Origin of the sequence: Streptomyces sp. NPDC091289, from assembly GCF_044757365.1 — a bacterium.
In the GTDB taxonomy this organism is placed as follows: Bacteria; Actinomycetota; Actinomycetes; order Streptomycetales; family Streptomycetaceae; genus Streptomyces.
In genome coordinates this window covers 1-5,032 of record NZ_JBIVUT010000052.1, presented here as the reverse complement: position 1 = coordinate 5,032, position 5,032 = coordinate 1, and the positions used below count along the sequence as shown (strand labels likewise).

Here is a 5,032-nt window from a genome sequence, read left to right as displayed (position 1 = left end):
GGGGCCCCCCGGGGGCCCCCCCCCCGGGCCCCGGGCCCCCCCCCGCCCCCCCCCCCGCCCCGCGCCCCCCCCCCCCCCCCGGGGGGGGGGGGGCCCCCGGGGGGGGGGCCCCCCCCCCCCGGCTGTGGGCGCACGGGTCCGCCGACCAGCCCGCCCTTCCGTTCATGCCCACTCCTCGCCCGAATGTGTTTACATTCCCGCACCCCGGACGTAACCTGAGCGCGAAACCACAGACTCGGGCATGAAACGGAAACGAAACCACATGTACGCACCGGAGCGTCAGCAGGAGATCCTCCGCCTCGCCCAGGAGAGCGGCCGGGTCGACGTACTGTCCCTGGCCGAGGAGTTCCAGGTGACGGCCGAGACCGTCCGGCGCGACCTCAAGGCCCTGGACCGGGCGGGGCTGCTGCGCCGGGTGCACGGTGGGGCGATCCCGGTCGGGCGGCTCGACTTCGAGCCCGACCTCGCCGAGCGCGACGCCCTCGCCGCCGACGAGAAGGACCGCATCGCGCAGGCCGCCCTCACCGAGCTGCCCGCCGACGGCAATGTGATCGTCGACGCCGGGACCACGACCGCGCGGCTCGCCGCCGCCGTCCCGGTCGACGCGACGCTGACCGTGGTGACGCACGCGCTGCCGGTGGCCGCCCGCCTCGCCGACCACCCCGGCATCGCCCTGCATCTGGTGGGCGGCCGGGTCCGGCACCGTACCCGCGCGGCGGTCGACGCCTGGGCACTCGGTTCGTACGCCGAGATCAACGCCGACGTCGTCTTCCTCGCCACCAACGGCTTCTCCCCCGACAGCGGCCTGACCACGCCCGACCTCGCCGAGGCCGCGGTGAAGCGGGCCGTGATCAAGGCAGCCCGCCGGGTCGTCCTGCTCGCCGACTCCGGCAAGTTCGGGCAGGAGCACTTCGCCCGCTTCGGCGATCTCACCGATGTGGACCTGCTCATCACCGACACGGGCCTCAGCCCCGACGACGCCCGCTCCATCGAGAGCCGGGGCACGGAAGTAGTACGCGCATGATCCTCACCGTCACCCCCAACCCCAGCCTGGACCGCACCTACGAGCTGCCCGGCCTGACCCGCGGCACCGTGCTGCGCGCCACGTCCGACCGCGTCGACCCGGGCGGCAAGGGCGTCAACGTCTCCCGCGCGGTCGCGGCGGCCGGGCACCGCACGGTCGCCGTCGCCCCGATGGGCGGCCCGGAGGGCGCACTGCTCACGCGGCTGCTCGGCGATCTCGGGATCGAGGCCGCCGGCGTGCCGATCGCCGGGAACACCCGGATCAACGTCACGCTCGTCGAACCCGACGGCACCCTCACCAAGGTCAACGCGGCGGGCCCCGAGCTCAGTCCGGCCGAGGCGGAGGACGTCCTGGAGGCGGTACGGGTCCGCTCGTCGGCCGCCGACTGGATCGCCTGCTGCGGGAGCCTGCCGCGCGGGCTGCCGCCGCAGTGGTACGCGGAGCTGGTCGAGCGGAGCCACCGGGCCGGTGCGCGGATCGCGCTGGACACCTCAGGGGCGGCGCTGACCGCCGCGCTGGAGCGGGGGCCCGATGTGATCAAGCCCAATGCCCAGGAGCTCGCGGAGGCCGTCGGCCGGCCGCTCGCCACGGTGGGCGACGCGCTCAAGGCCGCCGAGGAGCTGCGCGAGCGCGGCGCCCGGTCGGTGCTGGCGAGCCTGGGCGCGGACGGGCAGCTGCTGGTCGAGGCGTCGGGCGCGTATTTCGCCACCGCCCCGGTGGCCGCCGTACGCAGCAATGTCGGCGCCGGGGACGCCTCTCTCGCCGGCTTCCTGGCGGCGGGCGGGCAGGGCCCGGAGGCGCTCGCCTCGGCCGTCGCCCATGGGGCCGCGGCCGTGCAGCTGGCCGGAAGCCTCATGCCCACCCCGGCCGACCTCGACCTGCCGTCGGTCGTGACGACCTCCGACGTACCGCTGGACCGCGCGCTGACGGAGCCCGCCCCATGACCCCCCGCACCACCACCCCCGCAACTCCCGCAACTCCGGTACGGACCCCACCCGTACGAGCCCGCCGCCCCGTCCCCCCGAGCCGCCGCACGGCGGTCCCCGAGCAAGGAGCACCGCGATGAGTGAGCTGATCACCGCGGAACTGGTCGACCTCGATCTGTCCGCCGCAACGAAGGACGCCGCCGCGAGGTCGCTCGCCGAGCGGATGGTCGCCGCGCACCGCGTCACCGATCTCGAAGGCTTCCTGGCCGACGTCGCGGCCCGCGAGGCGCAGATGCCGACCGGCCTCGACGGCGGCATCGGCATCCCGCACTGCCGCAGCGAGCATGTGAGCGCCCCGACACTGGCCTTCGGGCGCAGCGCCGCGGGCATCGACTTCGGGGCGGCCGACGGCCCGGCCGATCTGGTCTTCCTCATCGCGGCCCCGGCCGGGGCCGACGACGACCACCTCACCATCCTGTCCGGCCTGGCCCGCAGGCTGATGGACCCGGAGTTCACCGCCGCCCTGCGCGCCGGAAGAGACCCGGGGGCGGTGGCCGCGCTGATCCGGGGCGAGGAGCCCGAGCAGAAGCCCGAACAGGAGCTCGCGGCGACGGAGACGGAGACGGCCGACAGCGCCCCCTTCCGGATCGTCGCCGTCACCTCCTGCCCCACCGGCATCGCGCACACCTACATGGCGGCCGAGTCCCTGGCCGCCGCCGGCCGCGCCGAGGGCGTCGAGGTGACGGTGGAGACGCAGGGCTCGGCCGGTTTCAAGAAGCTGGACCCCGCCGTCGTCGCGGCGGCGGACGCCGTGATCTGGGCGCACGACGTGGAGGTCCGGGAGAAGGCCCGCTTCCGGGGCAAGCCGCTGGTCGACGTCGGGGTGAAGGCGGGCATCAACCGGCCCGCCGAGCTGATCGCCGAGGCCCGCCGCAAGGCGGAGCGCGGGGAGATCGCCGCCGTGTCCGAGGACGGCGGCTCCACGGATCCCGGCGATGGCGACGGGGACGGATCCGGCGCGGATCACGCGCACTTCGGCGTCCGGCTCCGTACGTATCTGATGTCCGGCGTGAGCTACATGGTGCCGTTCGTCGCGGCGGGCGGTCTGCTGATCGCCCTGTCGTTCGCCATCGGCGGCTACGAGATAGCGAGCGCCAAGTCGGTGGCCGACCACTTCGTCTGGGGCGAGGCGGACAGCTGGGCCGCGCTGCTCAACCAGATCGGCTCGGCGGCCTTCGCGTTCCTGGTGCCGGTGCTGGCCGGGTACATCGCGTACGGGATGGCGGACCGGCCCGCGCTGGTGCCCGGTTTCGTCGGCGGCGCCATCGCGCTCACGGTGAACGCCGGGTTCCTCGGCGGTCTGGTCGCCGGTCTGCTGGCCGGTGCGGTGGTGATGGCGATCCAGCGGGTCCCGGTCCACGCGACCCTGCGCGGCATCATGCCGGTGCTGGTGATCCCCCTGATCGCGTCGGCGGTCGTGGGCTTCCTGATGTTCATCGTGGTCGGCAAGCCCATCGCCTCGCTGCAGAACGCGCTCACGGACTGGCTGAACGGCCTGTCGGGCTCCAACGCGGTGATCCTCGGCGTCGTCCTCGGGCTGATGATGTGCTTCGACATGGGCGGCCCGCTGAACAAGGTGGCGTACGCCTTCGCGGTCGGCGGTCTCGCCGACCCGACCGACGGCAGCCTCAAGGTGATGGCCGCGGTCATGGCCGCCGGGATGGTCCCGCCCCTGGCGATGGCGCTGGCCACCACCGTACGCAGGAAGCTGTTCACCAAGACCGAGCGGGAGAACGGCCGGGCGGCCTGGGTGCTGGGCGCCTCGTTCATCACCGAGGGCGCGATCCCGTTCGCCGCCGCCGACCCGCTGCGGGTCATCCCGTCGGTGATGGCGGGCGGCGCGGTCACCGGCGCCCTGTCGATGGCCTTCGGCGCGACCCTGCGCGCCCCGCACGGCGGCGTCTTCGTCGTCCCGCTGATCGGCCAGCCGTACCTCTACCTGCTCGCCATCGCCGCCGGGACGCTGGTGGCGACCGCGCTCGTCGTCCTGCTCAAGGGCGCACGCCGGACGGCCCCGGACCCGGCCGGGGAGGCGGGGGCCGCGGGCCCCGGCGACTCCCGGGTCACGGTCGCCGCCTGAACACCCCACGCACCGATCCGCAGTTTCTTCCCGAGGAGTGATCCATGCACCAGCAGACCGTCGCCATAGCCTCCCGCAGCGGGTTGCACGCCCGCCCGGCGTCGCTGTTCGTCAAGGCCGCCGCCCGCCAGCCGGTCAAGGTGACCATCGCCCGTGAGGGCCGCGACCCGGTCGACGCCCGCAGCATGCTCGCGGTGCTGGCGCTGGCCGCCCCGCACGGGGAGACCGTGGTGCTCAGCGCCGAGGGCGACGGGGCGCGGGCGGCGGTCGAGGAGCTGGCCGAGCTGCTCGCGCAGGATCTCGACGCCGCCGTCTGATCTCCGGTCGTCTGATCTCCGGTCGTCTTCTCCGATGCGTACACCGTCGGCTGCCGGGTCGTTAGATTGGGACACGTGACCGAGACGTGGAACGCCACCGACCCGGCCGTCCTGGCCCTTCCCTCCGGACGGCTGGTACGCGGCCGGGGTCTGCGCAAGCCCTTGCCCGCGGGACCCGAACCGGATTTCGCCGTCTACCTCCTGGGGCGCACCCCGCCCCCGGTCGCGTGGGAGTCGCGGTGGCTGCGGTGGCCGGACTTCCGGCTTCCGGCGGACCGTGTGGCGGCGCGGGACCTGCTCCAGGAGGTGTGGGACCGGGCCGCCGGCGAGCGGGTCGAGGTGGCCTGCGGCGGCGGCATGGGCCGCACCGGGACGGCGCTGGCCTGCCTGGCCGTCCTGGACGGGGTCCCCGCCGGCGAGGCGGTGGCGTTCGTGCGCGCCGGCTACCACCCGCGCGCGGTGGAGACGCCCTGGCAGCGCCGCTATGTACGGAACTTCCCGGCGCGTCAGGACGCCCCCTAGGACCTCAGGGCCCTAGAGATCGTCTTCAAAAGTCAGATCCAGAGCAGGATTGAGGCGATGGTGATGGCTGCCTGGTAGGACTCGCGGGTTTTGTCATAGCGGG

The 5,032-nt window shown here is 74.3% G+C and carries 5 protein-coding genes; all 5 read left to right on the top strand.

Going from position 1 to position 5,032, the window contains the following annotated elements; translation table 11 throughout:
• Positions 1–262: 262 nt before the first annotated feature.
• The 5 genes from ACIQPT_RS37325 to ACIQPT_RS37305 all read left to right on the top strand — a co-directional run bounded on the left by ACIQPT_RS37325 (position 263) and on the right by ACIQPT_RS37305 (position 4,929).
• Entirely contained in the window at positions 263–1,024 is a 762-nt protein-coding gene (locus tag ACIQPT_RS37325; RefSeq protein ID WP_401162792.1) for a DeoR/GlpR family DNA-binding transcription regulator, read from the top strand.
• The gene (pfkB, locus tag ACIQPT_RS37320) at positions 1,021–1,968 is read left to right on the top strand and encodes a 1-phosphofructokinase (protein WP_401162790.1); all 948 of its coding nucleotides are present in this window, start codon (positions 1,021–1,023) and stop codon (positions 1,966–1,968) included. Before ACIQPT_RS37325 ends, pfkB begins: the two co-directional genes overlap by 4 nt.
• Positions 1,969–2,086: 118 nt before the next feature.
• Positions 2,087–4,090: a fructose-specific PTS transporter subunit EIIC gene (locus ACIQPT_RS37315; protein ID WP_401162787.1), complete on the top strand. Its 2,004-nt coding sequence runs from the start codon at positions 2,087–2,089 to the stop codon at positions 4,088–4,090.
• A 44-nt stretch (positions 4,091–4,134) separates the two neighbouring features.
• Positions 4,135–4,407: an HPr family phosphocarrier protein gene (locus ACIQPT_RS37310; RefSeq protein WP_030082147.1), complete on the top strand. Its 273-nt coding sequence runs from the start codon at positions 4,135–4,137 to the stop codon at positions 4,405–4,407.
• A gap of 75 nt (positions 4,408–4,482) precedes the next feature.
• Positions 4,483–4,929, top strand: a complete 447-nt coding sequence (locus ACIQPT_RS37305; RefSeq protein ID WP_401162785.1) for a protein-tyrosine phosphatase family protein — start codon at positions 4,483–4,485, stop codon at positions 4,927–4,929.
• The last annotated feature ends 103 nt before the right edge of the window (positions 4,930–5,032 follow it).

Bases quoted from the DNA above. Each gene is read 5' to 3' on its own strand.
- ACIQPT_RS37325 (WP_401162792.1), top strand. From the start codon at position 263: ATGTACGCACCGGAGCGTCAGCAGGAGATCCTCCGCCTCGCCCAGGAG.
- pfkB (WP_401162790.1), top strand. From the start codon at position 1,021: ATGATCCTCACCGTCACCCCCAACCCCAGCCTGGACCGCACCTACGAG.
- ACIQPT_RS37315 (WP_401162787.1), top strand. From the start codon at position 2,087: ATGAGTGAGCTGATCACCGCGGAACTGGTCGACCTCGATCTGTCCGCC.
- ACIQPT_RS37310 (WP_030082147.1), top strand. From the start codon at position 4,135: ATGCACCAGCAGACCGTCGCCATAGCCTCCCGCAGCGGGTTGCACGCC.